At 64.3% G+C, this 18415-nt stretch carries 25 protein-coding genes and 1 pseudogene; 9 read left to right on the forward strand and 17 right to left on the reverse strand.

Annotated features, from left to right (window positions below; translation table 11 throughout):
• Positions 1–265: 265 nt before the first annotated feature.
• A complete protein-coding gene (locus HZF05_RS14185; protein WP_160363817.1) occupies positions 266–691 on the forward strand; it encodes a hypothetical protein in 426 nt (141 codons plus the stop codon).
• On the opposite strand, the gene HZF05_RS14190 is transcribed toward HZF05_RS14185, so the two are convergent.
• Genes HZF05_RS14190 through HZF05_RS14205 form a run of 4 tightly spaced genes read right to left on the reverse strand, consistent with a single transcriptional unit; the run spans position 666 to position 6460 of the window.
• Positions 666–1196, reverse strand: a complete 531-nt coding sequence (locus HZF05_RS14190) for a lytic transglycosylase domain-containing protein (protein ID WP_220129850.1) — start codon at positions 1194–1196, stop codon at positions 666–668. The two genes, HZF05_RS14185 and HZF05_RS14190, sit on opposite strands and share 26 nt — an antisense overlap.
• Positions 1186–4131, reverse strand: coding sequence for a MobF family relaxase (gene mobF, locus HZF05_RS14195; protein ID WP_160363818.1), 2946 nt, complete (start codon positions 4129–4131; stop codon positions 1186–1188). Before mobF ends, HZF05_RS14190 begins: the two co-directional genes overlap by 11 nt.
• A complete protein-coding gene (locus HZF05_RS14200; protein WP_160363819.1) occupies positions 4128–6164 on the reverse strand; it encodes a type IV secretion system DNA-binding domain-containing protein in 2037 nt (678 codons plus the stop codon). The genes mobF and HZF05_RS14200 overlap by 4 nt, the downstream gene beginning before the upstream one ends.
• Positions 6164–6460, reverse strand: a complete 297-nt coding sequence (locus HZF05_RS14205) for a CopG family transcriptional regulator (RefSeq protein ID WP_160363820.1) — start codon at positions 6458–6460, stop codon at positions 6164–6166. The genes HZF05_RS14200 and HZF05_RS14205 overlap by 1 nt, the downstream gene beginning before the upstream one ends.
• Before the next feature lie 505 nt (positions 6461–6965).
• On the opposite strand from HZF05_RS14205, the gene HZF05_RS14210 reads away from it, so the two are divergent.
• Positions 6966–7196 (forward strand): hypothetical protein, encoded by a 231-nt coding sequence (locus HZF05_RS14210; RefSeq protein WP_160363849.1) that lies wholly within the window; start codon positions 6966–6968, stop codon positions 7194–7196.
• Positions 7197–7403: 207 nt separating this feature from the next.
• Here the strand turns inward: HZF05_RS14210 and HZF05_RS14215 are convergent, their stop codons facing one another.
• The 5 genes from HZF05_RS14215 to HZF05_RS14235 all read right to left on the reverse strand — a co-directional run bounded on the left by HZF05_RS14215 (position 7404) and on the right by HZF05_RS14235 (position 10885).
• A complete protein-coding gene (locus tag HZF05_RS14215) occupies positions 7404–8387 on the reverse strand; it encodes an SLOG family protein (protein ID WP_160363821.1) in 984 nt (327 codons plus the stop codon).
• Positions 8388–8818: 431 nt separating this feature from the next.
• Complete coding sequence (locus tag HZF05_RS14220; protein WP_160363822.1) at positions 8819–9013, reverse strand: hypothetical protein; 195 nt, start codon at positions 9011–9013, stop codon at positions 8819–8821.
• Entirely contained in the window at positions 9010–9246 is a 237-nt protein-coding gene (locus tag HZF05_RS14225) for a DUF6117 family protein (RefSeq protein ID WP_160363823.1), read from the reverse strand. Before HZF05_RS14225 ends, HZF05_RS14220 begins: the two co-directional genes overlap by 4 nt.
• A gap of 49 nt (positions 9247–9295) precedes the next feature.
• Positions 9296–10321, reverse strand: coding sequence for a DUF2493 domain-containing protein (locus HZF05_RS14230; protein WP_160363824.1), 1026 nt, complete (start codon positions 10319–10321; stop codon positions 9296–9298).
• A gap of 75 nt (positions 10322–10396) precedes the next feature.
• Positions 10397–10885, reverse strand: coding sequence for a DUF736 domain-containing protein (locus HZF05_RS14235; protein ID WP_160363825.1), 489 nt, complete (start codon positions 10883–10885; stop codon positions 10397–10399).
• Positions 10886–11221: 336 nt separating this feature from the next.
• On the opposite strand from HZF05_RS14235, the gene HZF05_RS14240 reads away from it, so the two are divergent.
• The 3 genes from HZF05_RS14240 to HZF05_RS14250 all read left to right on the forward strand — a co-directional run bounded on the left by HZF05_RS14240 (position 11222) and on the right by HZF05_RS14250 (position 13062).
• Complete coding sequence (locus tag HZF05_RS14240) at positions 11222–11635, forward strand: Ros/MucR family transcriptional regulator (RefSeq protein ID WP_160363850.1); 414 nt, start codon at positions 11222–11224, stop codon at positions 11633–11635.
• 89 nt (positions 11636–11724) lie between these two features.
• A complete protein-coding gene (locus HZF05_RS14245) occupies positions 11725–12102 on the forward strand; it encodes a hypothetical protein (RefSeq protein WP_160363826.1) in 378 nt (125 codons plus the stop codon).
• Positions 12103–12177: 75 nt separating this feature from the next.
• Complete coding sequence (locus tag HZF05_RS14250) at positions 12178–13062, forward strand: DMT family transporter (protein ID WP_160363827.1); 885 nt, start codon at positions 12178–12180, stop codon at positions 13060–13062.
• Positions 13063–13351: 289 nt separating this feature from the next.
• On the opposite strand, the pseudogene HZF05_RS21940 reads toward HZF05_RS14250, so the two are convergent.
• Positions 13352–13759: pseudogene (locus tag HZF05_RS21940) on the reverse strand (MgtC/SapB family protein); the annotation flags it as partial.
• A gap of 113 nt (positions 13760–13872) precedes the next feature.
• Between HZF05_RS21940 and HZF05_RS14255 the strand changes: the two are divergent.
• Positions 13873–14076, forward strand: coding sequence for a hypothetical protein (locus HZF05_RS14255; RefSeq protein WP_160363829.1), 204 nt, complete (start codon positions 13873–13875; stop codon positions 14074–14076).
• Here the strand turns inward: HZF05_RS14255 and HZF05_RS14260 are convergent.
• The gene (locus HZF05_RS14260; RefSeq protein WP_160363830.1) at positions 14073–14552 is read right to left on the reverse strand and encodes a cupin; all 480 of its coding nucleotides are present in this window, start codon (positions 14550–14552) and stop codon (positions 14073–14075) included. The two genes, HZF05_RS14255 and HZF05_RS14260, sit on opposite strands and share 4 nt — an antisense overlap.
• Positions 14553–14707: 155 nt before the next feature.
• Positions 14708–15121, reverse strand: a complete 414-nt coding sequence (locus HZF05_RS14265; RefSeq protein WP_246332016.1) for an SRPBCC family protein — start codon at positions 15119–15121, stop codon at positions 14708–14710.
• Between the two features lie 244 nt (positions 15122–15365).
• On the opposite strand from HZF05_RS14265, the gene HZF05_RS14270 reads away from it, so the two are divergent.
• Both HZF05_RS14270 and HZF05_RS14275 read left to right on the forward strand, forming a co-directional pair.
• Positions 15366–15590: a hypothetical protein gene (locus HZF05_RS14270; RefSeq protein ID WP_160363831.1), complete on the forward strand. Its 225-nt coding sequence runs from the start codon at positions 15366–15368 to the stop codon at positions 15588–15590.
• 157 nt (positions 15591–15747) lie between these two features.
• Complete coding sequence (locus HZF05_RS14275; protein ID WP_160363852.1) at positions 15748–16023, forward strand: HU family DNA-binding protein; 276 nt, start codon at positions 15748–15750, stop codon at positions 16021–16023.
• A 31-nt stretch (positions 16024–16054) separates the two neighbouring features.
• On the opposite strand, the gene HZF05_RS14280 is transcribed toward HZF05_RS14275, so the two are convergent.
• Entirely contained in the window at positions 16055–16351 is a 297-nt protein-coding gene (locus HZF05_RS14280) for a DUF5818 domain-containing protein (RefSeq protein WP_160363832.1), read from the reverse strand.
• Between the two features lie 81 nt (positions 16352–16432).
• On the opposite strand from HZF05_RS14280, the gene HZF05_RS14285 reads away from it, so the two are divergent.
• On the forward strand, positions 16433–16843 hold the full coding sequence (locus HZF05_RS14285) for a hypothetical protein (RefSeq protein ID WP_160363833.1): 411 nt from the start codon (positions 16433–16435) through the stop codon (positions 16841–16843).
• Between the two features lie 58 nt (positions 16844–16901).
• Here HZF05_RS14285 and HZF05_RS14290 read toward each other — a convergent pair whose 3' ends face one another.
• The 4 genes from HZF05_RS14290 to HZF05_RS21655 form a co-directional block, all read right to left on the reverse strand.
• Positions 16902–17078 (reverse strand): hypothetical protein, encoded by a 177-nt coding sequence (locus tag HZF05_RS14290; RefSeq protein ID WP_160363834.1) that lies wholly within the window; start codon positions 17076–17078, stop codon positions 16902–16904.
• Positions 17079–17252 (reverse strand): hypothetical protein, encoded by a 174-nt coding sequence (locus tag HZF05_RS14295; protein ID WP_160363835.1) that lies wholly within the window; start codon positions 17250–17252, stop codon positions 17079–17081. It abuts the gene before it with no gap.
• Between the two features lie 150 nt (positions 17253–17402).
• Complete coding sequence (locus HZF05_RS21650) at positions 17403–17795, reverse strand: hypothetical protein (protein WP_246332017.1); 393 nt, start codon at positions 17793–17795, stop codon at positions 17403–17405.
• A 9-nt stretch (positions 17796–17804) separates the two neighbouring features.
• Positions 17805–18038: a hypothetical protein gene (locus HZF05_RS21655; RefSeq protein WP_160363836.1), complete on the reverse strand. Its 234-nt coding sequence runs from the start codon at positions 18036–18038 to the stop codon at positions 17805–17807.
• Positions 18039–18415 lie beyond the last annotated feature (377 nt).

An 18415-nucleotide genomic window follows, 5' to 3' on the forward strand; every position in this document is an offset into this window, starting at 1 on the left:
GCAGGAAGCATCGGACGGCCACGAGCGCTGCACTCATGTCACTTCCCACCTGAATTTGAGACTAACGCCAACTGGAAAAATGTCGCTGCACGCGAATTGGGCGGCCGCTTGGAAGTTACGGCCCCTATTGCTGCCGATCCGCAATGTCCCACTTGCGGTCGCGCTGATCGTCAGGCGACGAGCCGGCACTCTCGTAATGCAGGTCCCTTGCGCGTCTATGTCCGGGCTATCTATGACGGCCCCAAGGCTGGGGTAGGTAACGCGTATGTGGCTTGAGTCGCGCCAAGTGCTCGCTCTCTTGGGTGATCAGAAAATCACGATCGCGTCATTCGTCGCCTTGATGTTCTACGGCGCATTCATGATCATCCGCCGCGGAACGGCATTGAGCCGGTTGAGAGCGATCATCATATTCGGATGCGCCGCCGTATGGCTACTCGTGGTCATAACCGGGGTGATATTGGGGGATCTCGCCCAGTGGTCATCTCTCGCGGTCTTCCTGTTTGCGATCGGCGTCGAAGGGGGCACGTCGTTACGCGCGCCGTCGACCGTGGCGTCCGAACAGAATCCGCAAACGGCCAAGCGCGCCGCGCCTCGCAGACCATTGGTAGCGGAAGGACCGATGGACAACGCCGGCTGCGATACTCCTTCTTTTCAAAACGAGATCGTTACCGGATCCTGCCTCTCGAACTAAAGATTGCAGGTCCGAAGCGACGCTGCAGACGATCGGCGACCCCCGAAGCGTACATCCTCTGCCGCCATACGGTTGGACTATGATAAGCCCCGACAGCCCTCCAGTAGTCGACGCGAGGACCAAGCCCCGAGAGAAAGATCCACCGAGCCGCATCGACATTGAAGCACGTGTCGTGAACGAGCCACCAGCGTACGCTCGCCGCAGGCCGATCAGTCATCACAGCGATCCGGGAAATCCATCTGCTGTTGATCTGCAAAGGTCCCAGATCAAAGCTGCCATCCGAATTGAGTATCTGCGCTCCGTTCCAGCCGCCTTCCTGGTCGCGCAGGCCCCATAGGGTCTTCTCAAGCCACGTGCGCCCGCCTGCCACCCGGCGGATGCAGCGTGCAAGCTCGAACTCCTGCGCGAGCGCTGGCGACGTCCGGGCAATTGCTGTTGCGGGCCGGATCCAAATGCCCGCCAGCGCGATGGCGATCGCCGCGACCGTAAAGTGACTAGCGATCATCGCGACCTCCCCGACGCAGCTCGGGATCGAGTGACGGCGCTTTTCGATCTTCCTGGGAGACACGGCCCGGCTCGGTGGCACGGTGCGATTCGACGACAGCGCCAAGCCATCGATCGACAATTTCAGCAGCCCCACGCGCGCGCAAAGCCAAATTCTCCGCAAGATTGGACGGCTTGCCTCTGCTCGACCGATTAGCGAGGCGTTCCTGACGTTCACTGCGATCCAGGCGCTGCTGCGAACGCAGCGCGGTCAGGTGACCTTCGTGTCGCGCGCCAAACGCGGTCGCCCGATCCTGTCCAAGACGCCCAAGCCCCTCCAGAGCGGAGGTCTTTTCCCCCGACTGCGCAGCGAGCTTCTCAGCAAGCTTCTCGCGGTCCTCGGTCCACAATTTGGCACCAAAGCGCGCACGAGTGATGGCCGTGTAGTAATTCTGTCCGTTGACCAGACCCGACCCTACGGGAGCCAGCACGTAGACCCTGGCGTAGGTTTTCGACTGCGCGGAATAGACAGTCTCTGCATAGCCATGATCCCAATATTTGTGCTCGCCAAGGTCGACTTGCTGGAGCCGATCGTCCCTGTCCCAGCGAATCGTCGCGATCCCAGCATCCAGTTTCTCAACCGTGCCGCGCTCAGCGTTCTTGAGGTCGAGCTGCTTGCTCGCGAGGCGCCACTGGATGCGATCCCCTTCGGCAAGATCGCGTTCGTCGCGATTGAACACGTTGATGTGACGAGCGGCGCCAAGCCTTGGATCCCAGCGTATGGTGCGCCCATTGCCGTTTACCAGGCGCACGATCTGCCGACCATTCGGCTCGCGCCCCATGCCCAGCACACGATATTCGGAATCGCGGGCTATCCCGGCTGCACCTATGTCCCGGCCGAATGTCACGACTTGCCCGGTCGAATAGAAGCGCGCGAAATGCTTCTCCTCGTCCGACAACGCCGCCGGTGTCAGCACCTCAAGCCGGCTGTCCTCGGCAGCGATTGCTCCTTCCGTCCGGAGGGTTTCGCGAATTCGGCTGTTCACGATGAGACGAGTCGCGTTCTCCAGAACGAGGATATTCGTCGTGGCGCGCGTCTCCGGCTTGAGCCGTGTCCATTCCGTAACAAGATTTTCCGCCAGCTGGTCTGCGCGCATGCCCGTTACCACACGGTCGAGCCGGTCAAGCGAGCCTTCAAAGTCACCTGCCCGCGCCTGCGTGACGGCGCCTTTCATCGATCGGGTCTGCTGTCGCATCGATTCTGTCAGATGCGCCGTCGTCATCCCGAGCTTCTGGAGAAGCCAAAAGGGCTTACCTTGCTCGATGGCGCCGGTCTGCTTGTCGTCGCCAAGCAGGATGACCCTTGCCCCCGTCAGCCGACTGAGTTCGAGAATGCGGAGCGCCTGGCGCGATCCGAGTTGCCCGGCCTCATCAAGGACAAGCACGTGTCTGTCGGTTAGCCCCTGCCCGCCGCTCGCCAGTAGGCTTGCCACGGTGCGAGAGGGGATGCCTGCCATGTCGCCGAGATTGGCGGCGGCCGACGATGTCGGTGCGAGCGCGACCATTTCGGTGCCGGGCTCAGCCGCCCGATGAAGCACATCAACGAGAGTCGATTTGCCTGCGCCGGCCACGCCCAGGATACCCGTGACGCGGTCGCGGGAGGTCGCGACGGCAACAAGCGCCTGTTCCTGCTGCGGTGTGAGCCCGGCTCCTTCCAGAACGGACAGCAACCGATCGGATGATGCGACCGGCCGAGCGTCGTCGAGGGCAAGCGCGATATGCTGGGTCAGTGCCAATTCGCGCCGCACGGACTGCCGCGTCGTCCTGCCGCGCGTGAGAATGGCATCGCCTGTCTTTTCGCTCGTCGCCAGCAATTTCTGTCGTATTTCATGTTCGTCGAGCAGTGGCCGGAGGTCCGACGACCGGACCTCACCGACGTGGCTTGCAAGCCCTACCCGCAACATGCGGCCGTAGTTGTTGACGGCCTCTCGAACCTCCGATTGGCGCATTCCGAACAGTGTCGCTCGACCCGCAAGCGCTCGATCAACACCGATTGCCTGCTCCCCGTTCTCGGCCACTGCGCGTTCAAGCTGATCGAAGGATTTCTCGTGAGGCTTAGCCCGCTCATGCCATCGAGACCGCAGTTCGTCGAGCGTGGCCCTCTCCTTCGGCCCGCGGGTTTCGTAGAAGGATCGGCGACGCGCCGCCTGGCCAGTCAAGCCATGCTCGCGGGCATGGGCCTCGATTTGCTCTGCTCGCTGCGACATTTCCCGGACCAACCGTTCGGGCACGCCTGCGATCTCGAAGAGGCCGCGCCGTGGGTCAAGTTCGATCTCGTAACCAAGCTCGCGCAGGCGGTGTGCGAGGTCGTTGCGATAGACCTGCCCCGCCGTCATCTGCTCGACGTACATGGACCGCGTTTCCAGGCTGGCCATGCGATCGCCGTCCCCCCGGTTCGTCATGTTGAGGACGACGACATGCGTATGCAGATGGGGATCAAGTTCACGCGACGCATGCTCGGTGAATCGAGCGTAGATCAGCCGGCCGCTGGTTTCGTGGATGATCTTCCCGTCGTCGCGCCTGCGGAACTCGGCATGCTCTTCCAGATAGGCGAGCGCCGTGCCGACCGCCTTTTCATGAGCCTCGATGATGCGCTCGTCGCCGCGAACGAGCGCCATGATCGAGACCGATTTCGGCGCATTGACCGCAAAATCCCAGCCGGGATGGTGCTCTATGCGGCCATCAGCGCGGTGCCGGCCGAGTTGCTGACCCCGGACGTGTCCCGCGAGTAGATCCTGGAAGATGCAAGGATCGACCGGACCGGACAGCCCAAGATCGGATGCGATCCGGCCTCCCCACTCTGAATGCTCAGAGTCGCCCTTGGTGTAATAGTCTCCAACAGTATAATAGCGGGCCACGTTGGCGGGCGTGCCCTTGAGACGGCGGGGGTGGATCATGCCGGCGTCGCCTTGTGCCGGGGACCGTCGGTCCGGTCATGATAGTCTAGTTCGATGCGCGTGCTGCCGGGGACAGGTGCCATGCTGCGGAATGTTCGAGCGGGCTTCTGGGGAGGTCGCTCCGGAGGGGCCTGCGACTCAACATCGACCGTCGGATCCTTTCGCTGACCGGCAGGTGGCTCATCGAACATCTCACCCTGATCAGGGGGAAGGTCATCGCTCGAATCCTCAGGGCCATCCGCGACGCCGGTCGGCTTCGGCCGCCCCCGTTTTGCGATCTCGCGGATCACCGATTCGGCACGAGCCTCGCGATGCGGAGGCACGGTCCGCTCCACGAATGCCGGCGCGACCGAGGGCAGATCGTGGAAGTCATCCAGGAAGCGGACCACCGGCAGATTGCGGCCGAAGCGGAGGAAGCCTGAGAGGTTGGGCAGGTTGGTGACCTCGGTGTGAAGCACTAATGGCCGGGTTACCTGCATGCGCGACAGATTGATACCGTCGCGCATATCGTTGACGCCGTAGGACATGCCTTCATTCGCTTCGACCTGCTCGACCTGCCCCAGATTCTCCGACACGTGTTTGGCGGTCGGCGTGTCGTTGGCGCGTAGCGCAACCCAGGTCGAGCAATAGCCGGTGATCGCGGCGGCATCCTGAATGCCGTAGGTGGCCTCGAGCTGGGGATAGGACTGGAAACCGAGGATCCCGCAGCCGCCATATTTCCGCGCGCGGGCAAGAAAGTCTGAAAGCGACGGCAGCTTCTGCAGTGTCGGGAGCTCGTCGATGACGCAGTAGAGCCGGCGGTCGCGGTCAGGCGCGAGGCTCATGATCGCGCTGATCGCGATGTCGAGCCAGACCGTGATCAGGGGACGGAGAGAGGGGAGCTGATCGGCCTTCACCGAGATGAAGAGCCAGCCATCGCCATTTTCATTCTCGACCCACTTGCGGATCGAGAAGCCGTTGGTCGTGTCATCGAGATAGGAGAAGGAGCGCATCACCGACGCGAGCTCGGCCTGGATGCCTGCCGACGTTCGCTCTCCCTCCTTGGAGATAAAGGCCGCTGCGTCCGTCCCCTGTGCGAATGCCGCGAGATCGGCGAGCTTGGACCGCAGGATGCGATGGAGCAGCACGGAGATCAGCATGTGCTTTTGGGTCGCGAGCTTGCGCATGACCGCGACCAGCGTGCCTCGCGCCGCCTTCGCCCAGAAGGGGTCGCCCGATTTGTTGGGGATCGTGGACTCGGCGATCTGGTCGTAATGATAGTCGCGCGGCACATCGACCCAGGGCGACCAGCGATCGGTCCGGGCATCGAGCGGATTGAGCAGGATGTCAGTCCCCTGACGGTAGAACTTCTCCACAAAGCTGCCCGCCGTGTCGTAGACGATCGCCCGCCTGCCCTCCCGGCGAATGCCGTCGAGCATGTGGGTGATGAGGTTGGTCTTGCCGGTACCGGGTGCTCCGCACAGCAGGATATGCTCAGGTTCGTAGGCTGCGGGCACCTGCACGCCCCCGATTGAAAGCGGTCCCTTCGCCTGCCGCCAGAGTGTGCGACGGACCTCCCGCGCAGTGCCGAAGCGAGCCCCACGGAGATATTCGTTCGACCCAAGGCCCCTCCCCGTGCGGGTAAAGGTGAACCAGGCGCAGCCGAGCGCGATCAGAGCGAAGAGCCCGGCAATCACCGCCCCGTGGACGAGGAGGATTTCGAAGCGATGAAGCACCCGCTTCGCAAGGGAGGAGGCCATCAACCAGTCGGCCGACGTCCAATATTGGCGACCGTCCGGCGTGTGGAAACGAACGGGATCGTTGGTACCGCCGGCGGCGTCCACCTTGATGGCGGCCTCCGCCAGTTTCACCAGCACGAAGCGTTCGAAGGCGGTCGATCTCTCGAGCACGTACCAGACGGTACCCATCACCCACAGGATGAAGCAGGCGAGCCCGGTCTGGAAAAAGACCTGGGTCGACATGCGGACGTTGTGGACGATGGCCTGCCCGCCCCTGGTCCATGACCCCAGCGTGTCGTTGCGGAAGATGCTCATCAGCGCTGCTCCGGTCCGAGCAGTCCCCGCTCGAGGAGGAGGTCGCGCGCTTCCGCCATCCCGTGTTCGAGCGTTTCGGGCGAGCGCCGACCGATCGATGTCGCAAGGATCGTGAGGATCTGGATGGACGTCGCGAGGATTTCGTCCTGCGAGGAGAACACGTATCGCTGACTGGGATCGGCCGCCTGTTCCAGCACCGACCGCAGGAAGGCAGACAGCGAAAGGTTGGCGCCGTGCGCGCGCCGGCTGAGCCGCTCATGCACGGCCGCATCAACGCGGATATTGATCTTGATCACGCAACTGCTCCCGAGGAGGCCGCTGCGGAGGGTCAGAAAGCAAGGTTGTTATAGGGACGATTTCGGTCTCAGGCAATGATTACTGCCTGTGGTCAGAGGACCACAGATTTTTTAAGGGTTTCTCAGAGTTTTACTTGGCCGAGAGAATGGCTGGTGATCCTGTGACCACACTGGTCGAACGCATCGTGGGCTGATGACCACGCATTATCCAATTGTGTTTTCATGGCAATCTCCTGCCGCACGTGTGCGTACGGTGCATTTCAACGGCCAAGGCCGTGCGTCCCGCCTCCCGCAGCGCGTCAGCGCTGCGCCACGCCCTCAGCAGCCGGGCGGCGCCCCCCCGGCAGGGAGTTTTGTCCTTCCCGGCGGAACGCCGGGCAGATCAACTGCACCGCAGAGACAGTGCGGCACTTGTCTCGTCCATGGGCATTGCGATCCTTGCCCATCGGTACGATGTTGGAGCCAGGCGGGCAGACCATCGGACAGGATGATGGACATGCCCAGGATGAGTGAACGCGATCGACTGGCGGAGCTTGAGGCCCGCCACCACAAGGTGACCAACGAGCTGGACCAGGCGCGCCGCGCCGTGCGCGACCGCTATGCCGCGATCGTCTCCGAGATGTCGGTGGAGCAACTCCCCGAGCGGGAGTTTCGCGAGATCATCGGCCATGTAATCCGGGTGAGCGGATCGACCGCGCTTGCCGCGCTGCAGGCCCTGTCGGCGGGAAAAGCCTGATCGTCGACGTCGCCCCGAAGGGGCGGCCCAGCGACGAGCACGGCGGAGCCGCGCGCAGGAGGCCGGCACGCTCACGTGCCGCATCGCCGGCCGACGGGATCGGACGCGCCAGCGTCCGGTCCCCGAGGGCGGCGAAATGGGGTTCGACAAAAAGAGAGCGGGACCGATCCGGGAGGAGCCGAACCGATCCCGCTTCGTGGTCATCCCTCACACCGCCCAGTGCGCCGGCCCTCCGTAGAGGGAGAGCAGCACCGGCTTCACGCCGACCGAACGCAGCACCCGGACCAGCTGCGATTGCACGCCCGACCCTTCGGCGACGATGCCGTCGACCGGTTGCAGCCGCGCGATCTGATCGTTGCGGACGAACCCTGCCCGGTTGCCCCAGCGTGCCTTGTCGATCCCGAGCTTGACCAGCGGCGTCTTCGTCCGCGCCGCCCAAGCTTCGGCGACCACATCGGCACCTCGACCCTGCGCGGTGGTCAGCAGCACCATTGTCGGCCGCACCGCCTTCATCTGCGTCAACGCTGTCCAGATCGGCTTCGGATCGCTCCACTGGCTGCCGCCTGAGAAGACCACCAGCGGCCCTTCCGGATGATGCTGGCCAAGCTTTCGCTGGCGACGGGCGGCGAGATAGTCGATCCCCTCGATCACGGCCTGCGTCCGTTTCGACGACACGAGCGTGGCCTTCGGTGCCGACCAGGGTTTCCCCACCTCGGCATGATAGGTTTGCGATCCGTGATCGCGCATGCAGGCGAGCGCGTCGGAGGCTTCGTCGAGGAACTGCAGGCGATCGCGCGCCTCCTCAAGCTCGACCGAGTGGATCTCCGAGCCATCGACCGATTTGAGCAGGTCCTGCATCGTGCGGGCGGCCTTGTCGGCGTGCGCGGCCCATTCCGACGACACCCGATGGAAGCTGTTGACGACACCCCAAGCGAGGCGCTCTGCGGCCACTTCGAGGCGTGTATCGCGCAGCACGTCGAAGATGGTGGTGATGATCAGCTCGACGGCCAGCTGGGCCTGATCTGCGTCCGGCATGTCGGTGGTGATCACCGTGTCACCGCGACCGATCCGCACTCCGTCGAGGTCGGAACCGAAGGCGGTTGCGAACGCATCCGTCGGCTGCCGGGTCTCGGCGGCGATGAGGTCGGCGATCTCGGCGAAATCGCGGGTGCTGCGCTGGAACGTCGTCATGGGAACCTCCTGTGAAAGAAAGAGGTCCCACTCCCGGCACGGGCTCTGAGCGGCGGGGTCAAGGATCGCGAAGCGACCGGCGAAGCCGGCGATGGGGGTCACGATTTTTCCGCAGGAAAAATGGTGGGGCCCCGTCGTCCTTGAGGCCGTTGCGGTCCCGTGGCACGCTTGGAATTGTTGAGAGAAAGAGTGCCCTTCGGGGGCTCGATGCCCCCGAAGGGCAGGGTCTCCACACAGTACAACGTAAAAGAGCCCATGGCGCCAGGGCAGCAGTCAAGGAGCGCCGTCAGGCGATCGCGAAGCGGCGGTGGGGGTCACGATTTTGCATGGCAAAATGGTGGGGCCCCGCCGTCCTTGACGGCAACCGCGGCCGTCATGACGATGATCGATCATGGAGGGCAGCGAGAGCGTAGCGCCCGCTGCCCGTCCCTTCATGGCGTCAGCCAGTCGAAGCCGCTGGCAAAGCCGCAATGAGCGCACCGCACCGTCAGATAGATGTTCACGCTGCCGGCGACCTGCTCATAGCAGCCATGCTCGGCCTGCTCGTCGCAGCGTGGACACGGGGCCGACCAAAAGTCCGGATCGCTTCCACCGATGCCAGCGGCATCACAATCTGTCCCCATCATCGGCGACTCCCGGGCATGTCTACGACGGGCAGCAGCCTGTCAAACGGGTTGCTGCCGAGAAGCTCGGCGAAGACGATCCTCGGGATGCCCGATCCGGTCGCAGCGACGGCGCACAGCAGGAAATGGATCTCGCCGGTCGCAGGATCGGCGCACTCGATCATCCCGAGATTGCCGGACTGGGCTGCACGACCCAGTGTCGCGAAATTGCGGCTCACATGGTCGGGGATGGTCATGACACGCTCCCGAAAAAGGGGCGACGCGGATCCGCGCCGCCCCGCTGGATCAGTGGATGGATGCCGTCCCGCGCTGGACGGACGCCCCCTGCCCGGGTCGCCGCACCGTTTCGGCGGCCGCCTGGTCGGCCTTGCGGAAGGCATGGATCGGAACGCCGGCCGCGCGCAGCGCCTGGTAGAGATTGGCCTGGATCCCCGAGCCCTCGCCAAGCACCGCCTCGACAGGTTTCAGCTCGACCATCTTGCGGTTGCGCGCGAAGGGTGCGCCGCGCCCCGAACCGGTCAGCGTGTAAGCGACCAGCGGCACGACCCGGTCCGCAGCCCAGGCGGCAACGATCGCATCGAAGCCCTTGCGCTGCGCCGTCGTGACGATGGTGAGGTGCGGCAGGCGGGTCCGGATCAGGTCCAGCCGCTCCCAGATCGGTTGCCAGTCGTGCCACTCGGCATGGCCCGACGCGATGACGATCGGCCCCTCCGGGTGATAGCGCTCGCGGGCGGTGAGCGTGCGGGAGCGAAGGAAATCCTGCACGGCGATCTGGGTCGCGCTTGACGCCTTCGACGCCTTGCTGCCGCGCGACGGCGACCAGGGCCATCCGGACTGCGCCCGATACATCTCGGCGGCATAGTCACGCATGCACTCGACCGCCTCGCGCTGCTCGAAGGTGGACTGGCAGAGCAGCTGCTTCTCCTCCAGCTCGACGGTGAAGACCTCGGACGGGTCCATGCGCCGTGTCATGTCGCGCAGTTCGTCCGCCAGCGCGTCCTCGCGCCGTTCGAGCTTGCTCGCGACGAAGTGGAAGCTGTTGACGAAGCCCCAGGCGATTTCCGCCGAGAGCGGTTCGAGGCGGGTGCCGGCCAGCAGGTCGAAGATGGTGGCGATCACAGCACCACATTCGGCCTGCGCCGCGAGCGGCTCGGGCATGTCATGCTCGCCGGGCTCATCGCCGGGCTCGACGATCGAGAGGGGGAGCGGATCTCCGAACGCCCGCTTGAACTCGGGCGTCTCGATCATCGCGGCATAGAGGGTCGGCAGGTCCTGGAAATGGCGCACGCTGCGCGCGGAAACGTCGGACATGGGAAGTCTCCCGAATGTGGGGAAAAGGCCGGAGGCGTGCGCTCACGCCCCCGGCCGGGATCAAGAGGTGAGTGCTCAGAAGGGGACGCGATCGTCCGCAAGTTCGCCCTCAGCGCCCTGACCGGTCAGTTCACCGTTGGCGCCCGCGGTGCTGCCGCCGAAGCTTCCGTCACCCAGATCCTCGGGCGCGCGCTGCCCGCCGAAGCTGGCGGCCCCCGCAAAGCCGGAGCCACCCAGATCGGAACGCACCGTGTCGCGACGCCAGGCGATCGAATAGCCGCCGGTCTCGTTCGGGAAGAGCGCGATCGGCAGCGGCTCGGGCAGGCTCGGGTCGTCGATATTGCCGGCGAGGAAGACTTCCCCGGTCCGCTTCATCGCCGCCTGCCACAGCGCGCCGATCTGGACCCAGCGCTTGGCGACGTTGAGGGTCAGGATCTCGTAGACGGGCGCACGATCGTTCATGCTCTCCACCTTGCGCAGACCGATGCGCGGCAGGTCGATGGTGCGGGTCGCGATGCGGCCTTCGAGACGGCCATTCACGACGACGATTTCACCGATATTCATGGTCTCAACCTTTCGAATATCGCTCGGAACCTGTTTCCGGCGACACTCTGTCGAGATCCTTCTCTCCTCTGATGCGCCGCGCCCGCCGCCTGGCGAAACGGCCGAAGACAAGTGCCCCGTCTCCCCCTCCTCCTCCCGCGCGCCATGGAAACGCGGTAGGGATGAAAGCCCGTCATGGCCGAGACCCGGCTTGGGGCTCAGGCAAAGACCGCCAGCCCGGTGCCCTCCAGGACGGGCAGCCGCTCGGGCCAAACCTCGGCTCTTTCCATCGGACGGGGACAAGAGCAAAGAGCGGCAGGGTCCGAACACGCAGCGCGAACAGATGATGAGAAACCGATGCCCGACCAGAATTTGATCACGCTCACCGCCGACATCGTCTCGGCGCACGTGTCCCACAACAAAGTGGCGCCGACGGAGATGCCATCGCTGATCCAGTCGGTCTTCGCCGCCCTGGACACATCGTCCACGCCGAAGCCCGTCGAGGAGTCGCCGGTCCCGGCCGTGCCGATCCGTGCCTCGGTGAAGCACGACCACATCGTCTGTCTGGAGGACGGCGCGAAGCTCAAGATGCTCAAGCGCTACCTGCGCACGAACTTCAACATGACGCCTGAAGAGTATCGGGCGAAGTGGGGCCTGCCGCGCACCTACCCGATGGTGGCGCCGGCCTATGCCGAGAAGCGCAAGGAGCTGGCGCAGAAGATCGGCCTGGGTCGCAAACGGAACGCCAGCGACATCGATACGGCGCAATAGGAGAGATTGCCTGAGCCCAACGCGATTGCCGGCGACGGGGGCCAGCGAACAATGCTATTCATGGCGTCATGAGTTGCTGGGGGCGTATCGTGATTGAGCGGGCGTTCGATCCCGAGGTGGGGATCATCTACGTCACCGGAACCGGCGTGTGGGACCGAGCGGCAGTCGATGAGCACTACACAGCCTTGCGGACCATGATCGAAGACTTGCGATCGAGGGGGCTGCCGATCCGGGTGCTGTCGGACGTCAGCGCCGGCCAGCGCCAGGATCCGGCACTTGAGCGCCACATCCTCGCTCACATCGAGGCGACATTCCGCGCCGGAGACCGGTTTGCCCTGCTGGCCGCCGACATGGCCGACAAGTCCCACATGAGGGGACTGCTCGGTGCGGCGGATTTCGGCGTGTTCGCGTCGCGCATTCCGGCCGAGCAGTGGCTGCTTCTGGACGAACTGCCCCTGACGGGCTGATCCGCCAACAAGTCTCCATGACGTGGGACAACCCGGCATTTGCCGACCATGCCCGGCTTCGGTAGCGACCGGGCCATGTCTCCCGGTATCGGTCTTCTCGTCCTGCTGGCCGCAGTCCTGCACGCAAGCTGGAACGGTCTGCTGCGCTCCGGCGCGGACCGGCTGTGGTCGATGACGATGATGTGCATCGCGATCGCATTGGTCTGCGCGGTCCTCGTTCCCGTGGTTCCGATGCCGGAGCGAGCGAGCTGGGGATATGCACTTCTCTCGGCGCTCCTCCACGTCGGCTACAATCTGTTCCTGGTTCGAACCTATCGAAGCGGCGACCTCGGCCAAACCTACCCGATCTCGCGTGGCTCCTCGCCTGTCCTGGTGTCACTGGGCGCCGCGCTGTTCGCAGGCGAAATGCCCGACACGATCAGCGCGATCGGCGTGCTGCTGGTGTCCGGCGGCATCATCTCGCTCGCCTTCCAGGGGCGCAAGCTCGGTCTGGGAAGCCTCCCCTACGCACTTGGCACGGGATGTTTCATCGGCGCCTACAGCGTCACCGACGGGATCGGCGTCCGGCTATCCGGGACACCCGTTGGTTACACGGTCTGGATGTGCCTGTTGTGGGGTGTGCTCGCGCCGCCCGTCTATGCGCTTCTCCGTGATTGGCGAAGCCTCGTACGAGGGCCGCGCGAGACGCTCATCGCGGCGGGCGGTGGCGTCGTCTCGCTGATCGCCTATGGCATCGTGATCTTCGCCATGTCGCTCGGCCCCATGGGCTCAGTGTCGGCGCTGCGCGAAACCAGTGTTGTCTTCGCGGCCGTGATCGGTCGCGTCTTCCTCAACGAGCGCCTGACGGCCTGGCGGATCGCCGCCTGCTGTATCGTCGCGGCCGGGGCGATCTGCATCGGCCATGATGGCGGTGCCAGGCACGTCGTACCGAGGAGGCCCGACGCAGGCGTTGCGCGATAGCTGATCGCTCCAGGTCCGCCGCCTTTCGCTTCTCGGTCTCCACATCATGGACGCCAGGCGCCTCCTTGAGCCGCGCCAGGCCAAGACGGATATCGCGCTGGGACACCCGGGCGAGATGAAGTCGTGTCTCCTCGAGATCATCGGCGGCCGGGATCGTGACGAGGCGGCTTAGCTGACCGCCACGAATGCCGAGCAGTTTCTTGACATGATCCGGGTCGAGCGAACCTCTTTCGGCGGTGACCTTGATGACGGCACTCTGCACGCGGGATCGATAGGCGTCCTCGAGAGGCTTGATGCCGACAAGGATGAGCAGGATGATCGCGGTGGCGAGCGCGGCGGCGAAATACAGGCCACCGCCCGAAGCCAGCCCTATGGCGGCGACGCTCCAGACACTGGCCGCGGTGGTGAGGCCCTTCACCACCTGGCCGCGCAGCAGGATCGAACCCGCTCCCAGGAAGCCGATGCCGGAGACCACCTGCGCGGCGATGCGCGACGGGTCGAGGACGACATGCGGCATCTCGGTCGCGCGCGTGAAACCGTAGGCCGAAACGATCATCAGCAATGCGGAACCGACGCTCACCAGCATATGAGTGCGAACGCCCGCCGCCCACAGCAGCCGCTCGCGTTCGAACCCGACGAGGCTGCCCAGGACCGCGGCGACGGCGAGCCGGATCGCGATGTCGGTGTTGGTGATCATCCGCTGCTTTGGTCTCCGTAGCTTGTCCGAATGAACTCCTTTTGCCGCGGCATGTTCAAACACGTGACTGCCTTGTTGGGAGCAACGCGATGTCGGGATCGGACGATGTTGAGATGACGGTCAGCACGGACGAAGGCCCGGTGCACGTCTCGATTGCCCGACAGGCGCTGGCGCGCCTGTCGGGTCGCAGCCATGTGACAGCGGAAGGGACCGCGTCCGCCTATCGGGTCGAGATCGAGGACATCGTTCGCCCGAAAGCCCGATCGGGTGAGCCGCGAGCCATGATGCGGCTCTCCGAAGCCGACTTTTCGGTCTAGCTGCGCGGGCCGCCTACCGGATCCTGCAAGGGATCGGGAACGGCCGCGATGGCGATCGTGACTGCGGTCGAGACGACGTCGCGACATTCGACAGCATCCTGCCCTGGAGGACAGGCTGACACGAGGCAGAAGTCGAGGCTCGCAGCGAGCCGGGCATGTCCCGTGCCGGCAGGCAGGACGATGACGTCGCTCGCATCGACCGCCAGCCGGACCGAATGTGGTCCCCCCAAGCCCAGGATCGCCGAGCCGGCAGCGACGCCAATCACCTCATGCGCGGTAGCGTGATAATGGTAGTCGCGGTGGATGCTGGCTCGTTCAGCGATCAGCCAACCATTGCAGGTGAACAGGCGCTCAAGCGATGCCCCAATATCGGGATCATCATGATCGACAGCATTGCGGTAGACCAGCACGGGAAGGCGCGGATTATTTGGGATCCAGTCGTCTCTATCCAGGAATATCCTGCGCGCTTCCGTCATCCAGCTCTCTTCAAAGGCTTTAGGAGCCGTGACGCTGCGCAGAAATCATTACAGCAGCGTGACACGCCACAGGCTCTCCTCCCGCAGATCGTCGAGATTCTCCCCGGAGATGGCGCTCCATGCCGGTCTTCATCGCCAGCGGCCCCGAGCGACACCTAATGCCGAGCTTCCAGCAACGCCTTCAACGTGTCGGGATCCGCTCGCACGAGCGTCGCATCTGCCTCGAAAACGGCGTCGTCCATGTCGGGTTGGCGAAACAGAGTGAACAGCACCGTCGTGCCAGCGCCATTCTCGATCATGCGGAGCGGGATATAGATTTCGGGCTGTCCGGCGATGCAGACCCGGTGATCGAGGATGCAGAATTCGTTCGCCGGGCTGAAGGTGACCACCGCATCTCCTGCTGGGGTGTCGGCATGCCAGATGTCGCCGTCCTTGTGCAGCGACCGGGAGAGGCCAGCCGCCCACCTGGGGAAATTCTCAGGTCTCTGCGCAAACGCATAAGCCTTGGCGAACGGGCAATCGATCGAGATGCTGATCTGTCGCACCGCCATCGGGTGGTTATCCGCCATCGCTGTCTCCCGGCACTTGGTCGGCAAGCAAACGCCAGGCGAACGCTATGGGTGCCACATGCAGGCGTTGCCCGCGCCAAAGCCGGGACGCGGTCAATGGGGCCAGAGGGCGACCATCGACCGTGCGAAACGAAGGATCGGGACGGGACAACGCCCCGTCTCCCTCGCGCGCCTGACCGGCTTGACCCGGCAGCCGGTCTTCCTATCTCCCCTGCAAAACAGAGCGAGAGAGACCTGAAGCCGCATGTCCGACGCCTTATCGTACCGCATGTTTCGCATGAATGCGTTGACGGGAGATATACGCAGCCACGAGGATTTCGAAGCCTGGTCCGATGACCAGGCGATTGGCCGGGCGCTGGAGGCAGCCGGTCCTTATCGCATCGAACTGTGGCGCGAGGGCCGCAAGCTTGCGGCGATCAGCGGAACGGGCGGCCCGGGCGAACTGACGATCGCTCCAACGACCGAGTAATCCTGCCTGACCGGCCCCAGGCGATCAGGTCGTCCGCAGCGGCATCGCGTCGGCCTGCCGGTGCCGTTGCTGGATCGGATATATACGCAGGACGGCTGGACGGGCCTCGTCGGCGCCCGCTATGTCACCGGCCCAATCTCGTTACAGGGACACCATAATGAACAACAGTGATCTGGCCGAGCTCGTCGCCGGCGAACATAGCCTGACCAAGACCGACGCGCGCAAGGTCGTCGATGCGATCTTCGAGGCTGTCGCAGCGGCGGCCGCGAAAGGCGACGAGATCTCGATCAGCGGCTTCGGCAAGTTCAAGGTCAAGGAGAGCGCCGCACGCGAAGGTCGCAACCCGTCGACCGGGGAAACAATCAAGATCGCGGCGTCGAAGAAGCTAGGCTTCTCGGTCGCCAAGGCGGTCAAAGACAAGCTGAACGGCTAAATGTCAGACCCGGCGTGCGCGGCGCGCCGGGTCAAACCGCCTTTGTCTCGTCGTCCGCAACGCTGTCCGGACCGATCCAGAGCAAGGCAAGTTCATCCGCCGCACTGACCCGTGCCTCGACAGTCGTCCGTCGGTCGGCATGCGGCTGCAAGTCTTCGTCGGAACGCAACCGCCACAGCGTCCCGTCGTCCGTCTCGAGCATGGCGTAGCGCGGTCCGATGCGGACCAGGCCCGACAGTCGTACGTGGGCGTTGACCGCCGGCCGGCGAGCGCGCCCGGCACTGCCGCGCGGTACCCGGCGTTTCGGCGAAGATGTCTCGTCACTCATCGATCAAACCTTGCAGCCGGAACCCGATTCGCGCAAATTCGTTCGCAGCATGTTCTCTTTCGACGCCGAAGGGGCGATCCTGTGATCGAATCCTATCTCGCCACCTATGACTATAATCTTCCACTTCGGGACGCGGAGCGCGACCCGGAGCTGAGCCCGCGCCGCAGGATGCTCGCTGCGATCGGCTGCCACGTGGCGCTCGACAGCGGTTATTATGATGCCCAATCGCTCGCCGCCGGCCTGCTCGATATTGCTTCGGAGCGAAACGAGGGCCTTGATGCCGGCCGCAGCGACGCGTCTGAACGATTGCAGGATTTGCTAGCGCGAGATGATCTTGGCTTCCAGAATGCGCTCTATCGGGTGATCGCCTTCGCCCCTGCGGCGGACGCAGCGGCCGATATCTGCTGGCTCGCCGATCTGATGCGCCAGCGCGCGGACATGGCGCGCCCGCTCCGCGCAATGGGGCTCAACCCCACGCTGCCCGACCGTTAAAACTGAGCGGGCAGTGCCGTCCATCCGAACCGATGCTTCGGTCGCGCAGGCTGAACGGTCAGAGGCGCGCGGCAAATCCGGAGATGCGCGCAAGGAGGTCACCGAACGGTGGCTGCTCCCGATAGTAGAGCGCGACGTTCAGTGCGTAGTCGGCTTCGACCAGCAGCCCGTCCTTCACGCCATCGGGCAAGGGGGTGAGCGAGGGATAGTGCAGGCGGATGCCGGCGCTTTGCATCTAGCCATCGTCGAGGGCGTTGTCCCGCGCGACGCTCACGAGGCCCGAGAGTGCGAGCCGAGACCCCAGATCGTCGTAGAATGCGCGACGGGCCTCGACATGGGCCGGCTTGTTCTGGTTGCGCCCGACCGCCAGCTCGCCATCCGGATGGATCAGGATGTCGATATTCTCCAAAAAGCGATGGATAGTCCTTGGAGAGCGAAGTGCCGCCCTTCAGCTCGAAGCGCAGGCCGAGCTGCTGGAGAGCCCAGAGCCCATGCCTGATCCGATAGTACTTCTCGACGAGACTGGGATCGATCGACAGGTCGCGCGCCTTGACTTCGATCAGGTCCAGGAAGTCGGGCTGTCATGCAGGAGGACGAAGCGCGCGGTCAGGCGGGCGCGGCATCGAGCACGGGCGCGAGCAGTCGCCCGGCGCGCGCCGACCCGAAGTCGCGAACCGCGTGCCAGCCGCTTACAGTCCATCGAGCGCGCCCTTTCGAGCGCACGTGGCAGCACCTCGGTCCGATCCTCCGGCAGCCTGTCGAGATTGTGGAGCAGGTCGACGAGCAGGACCTCCTGCGACAGCTGCGCCGGCACATTCGCGCGAAGCCGGAAATCGTAGGTTCGTCCGTCGAGACGGAAACGGCCATGGCGGTTGTGGTTGTCGACCACGGGCTCGTTGTGAAGCTGGGTCGCGCCGACGCCCAGACCATTGAAGGCGTTGGGCGATACCATGAGGAGCGGTCATCGCCCAAAAAGCTCTTCACGAGCTTCTCGGGACTGGCCGGCGCAGTTGCCGAACCGGGTCTTGCGCCGCACCGCATAGAGTCCAATGGCGACCTTTTCGAGCCGTCCGTCAGCCAGCAGCTGCTTCAGGTGACGGTCGACAGAGGTCGACCAGCGCGCGAGATCCTTGCGCCGATAGATCTGGCCGGGCCGCAGGTGCCTCGAAAGCTCCGAGTGTGAAGTCATGGCCATCGTCCTCCAGATAGCCCTTGCCTCAGAAGTGTCCAACTTCTCATTAAAAATTCATGCAAACTGACCGGGCGAGGTCTGCGCGACATCGACATTCAATGCGGACGCCGCCCCATACGTCTGGGGCCGCAATCGACGCTTCCGCGCTGCTGGTTCGGCGTGATGGGGAATGTTCGTCCAACCGGATCTCAAAACCGCTGGCCGCCTGAGGGCGTGATCCGAGGCAGCCGAATTGTCGCGCTCGACATGGGAGGTAATTAGGTGCCGCTCTCTCCGGTCAGTGCGAGGGGCTTCTAATGGGACACCGCGTAATTGATGTAGCCACCCTCCTGGATGTTACGAAGTCGGAATGCCGCTTCAATGCAGGAGGGTGACCGATG

The sequence above is a fragment of the Sphingomonas chungangi genome (genome assembly GCF_013778325.1).
Lineage (GTDB): Bacteria > Pseudomonadota > Alphaproteobacteria > Sphingomonadales > Sphingomonadaceae > Solisphingomonas > Solisphingomonas chungangi.

Excerpts from the sequence above, each read along its gene's own strand:
- HZF05_RS14185 (WP_160363817.1), top strand. The coding sequence starts at position 266 with ATGTGGCTTGAGTCGCGCCAAGTGCTCGCTCTCTTGGGTGATCAGAAA.
- HZF05_RS14190 (WP_220129850.1), bottom strand. The coding sequence starts at position 1,196 with ATGATCGCTAGTCACTTTACGGTCGCGGCGATCGCCATCGCGCTGGCG.
- mobF (WP_160363818.1), bottom strand. The coding sequence starts at position 4,131 with ATGATCCACCCCCGCCGTCTCAAGGGCACGCCCGCCAACGTGGCCCGC.
- HZF05_RS14200 (WP_160363819.1), bottom strand. The coding sequence starts at position 6,164 with ATGAGCATCTTCCGCAACGACACGCTGGGGTCATGGACCAGGGGCGGG.
- HZF05_RS14210 (WP_160363849.1), top strand. The coding sequence starts at position 6,966 with ATGAGTGAACGCGATCGACTGGCGGAGCTTGAGGCCCGCCACCACAAG.
- HZF05_RS14215 (WP_160363821.1), bottom strand. The coding sequence starts at position 8,387 with ATGACGACGTTCCAGCGCAGCACCCGCGATTTCGCCGAGATCGCCGAC.
- HZF05_RS14220 (WP_160363822.1), bottom strand. The coding sequence starts at position 9,013 with ATGATGGGGACAGATTGTGATGCCGCTGGCATCGGTGGAAGCGATCCG.
- HZF05_RS14225 (WP_160363823.1), bottom strand. The coding sequence starts at position 9,246 with ATGACCATCCCCGACCATGTGAGCCGCAATTTCGCGACACTGGGTCGT.
- HZF05_RS14230 (WP_160363824.1), bottom strand. The coding sequence starts at position 10,321 with ATGTCCGACGTTTCCGCGCGCAGCGTGCGCCATTTCCAGGACCTGCCG.
- HZF05_RS14235 (WP_160363825.1), bottom strand. The coding sequence starts at position 10,885 with ATGAATATCGGTGAAATCGTCGTCGTGAATGGCCGTCTCGAAGGCCGC.
- HZF05_RS14240 (WP_160363850.1), top strand. The coding sequence starts at position 11,222 with ATGCCCGACCAGAATTTGATCACGCTCACCGCCGACATCGTCTCGGCG.
- HZF05_RS14250 (WP_160363827.1), top strand. The coding sequence starts at position 12,178 with ATGTCTCCCGGTATCGGTCTTCTCGTCCTGCTGGCCGCAGTCCTGCAC.
- HZF05_RS14255 (WP_160363829.1), top strand. The coding sequence starts at position 13,873 with ATGACGGTCAGCACGGACGAAGGCCCGGTGCACGTCTCGATTGCCCGA.
- HZF05_RS14260 (WP_160363830.1), bottom strand. The coding sequence starts at position 14,552 with ATGACGGAAGCGCGCAGGATATTCCTGGATAGAGACGACTGGATCCCA.
- HZF05_RS14265 (WP_246332016.1), bottom strand. The coding sequence starts at position 15,121 with ATGGCGGATAACCACCCGATGGCGGTGCGACAGATCAGCATCTCGATC.
- HZF05_RS14270 (WP_160363831.1), top strand. The coding sequence starts at position 15,366 with ATGTCCGACGCCTTATCGTACCGCATGTTTCGCATGAATGCGTTGACG.
- HZF05_RS14275 (WP_160363852.1), top strand. The coding sequence starts at position 15,748 with ATGAACAACAGTGATCTGGCCGAGCTCGTCGCCGGCGAACATAGCCTG.
- HZF05_RS14280 (WP_160363832.1), bottom strand. The coding sequence starts at position 16,351 with ATGAGTGACGAGACATCTTCGCCGAAACGCCGGGTACCGCGCGGCAGT.
- HZF05_RS14290 (WP_160363834.1), bottom strand. The coding sequence starts at position 17,078 with ATGCAAAGCGCCGGCATCCGCCTGCACTATCCCTCGCTCACCCCCTTG.
- HZF05_RS21650 (WP_246332017.1), bottom strand. The coding sequence starts at position 17,795 with ATGGTATCGCCCAACGCCTTCAATGGTCTGGGCGTCGGCGCGACCCAG.
- HZF05_RS21655 (WP_160363836.1), bottom strand. The coding sequence starts at position 18,038 with ATGGCCATGACTTCACACTCGGAGCTTTCGAGGCACCTGCGGCCCGGC.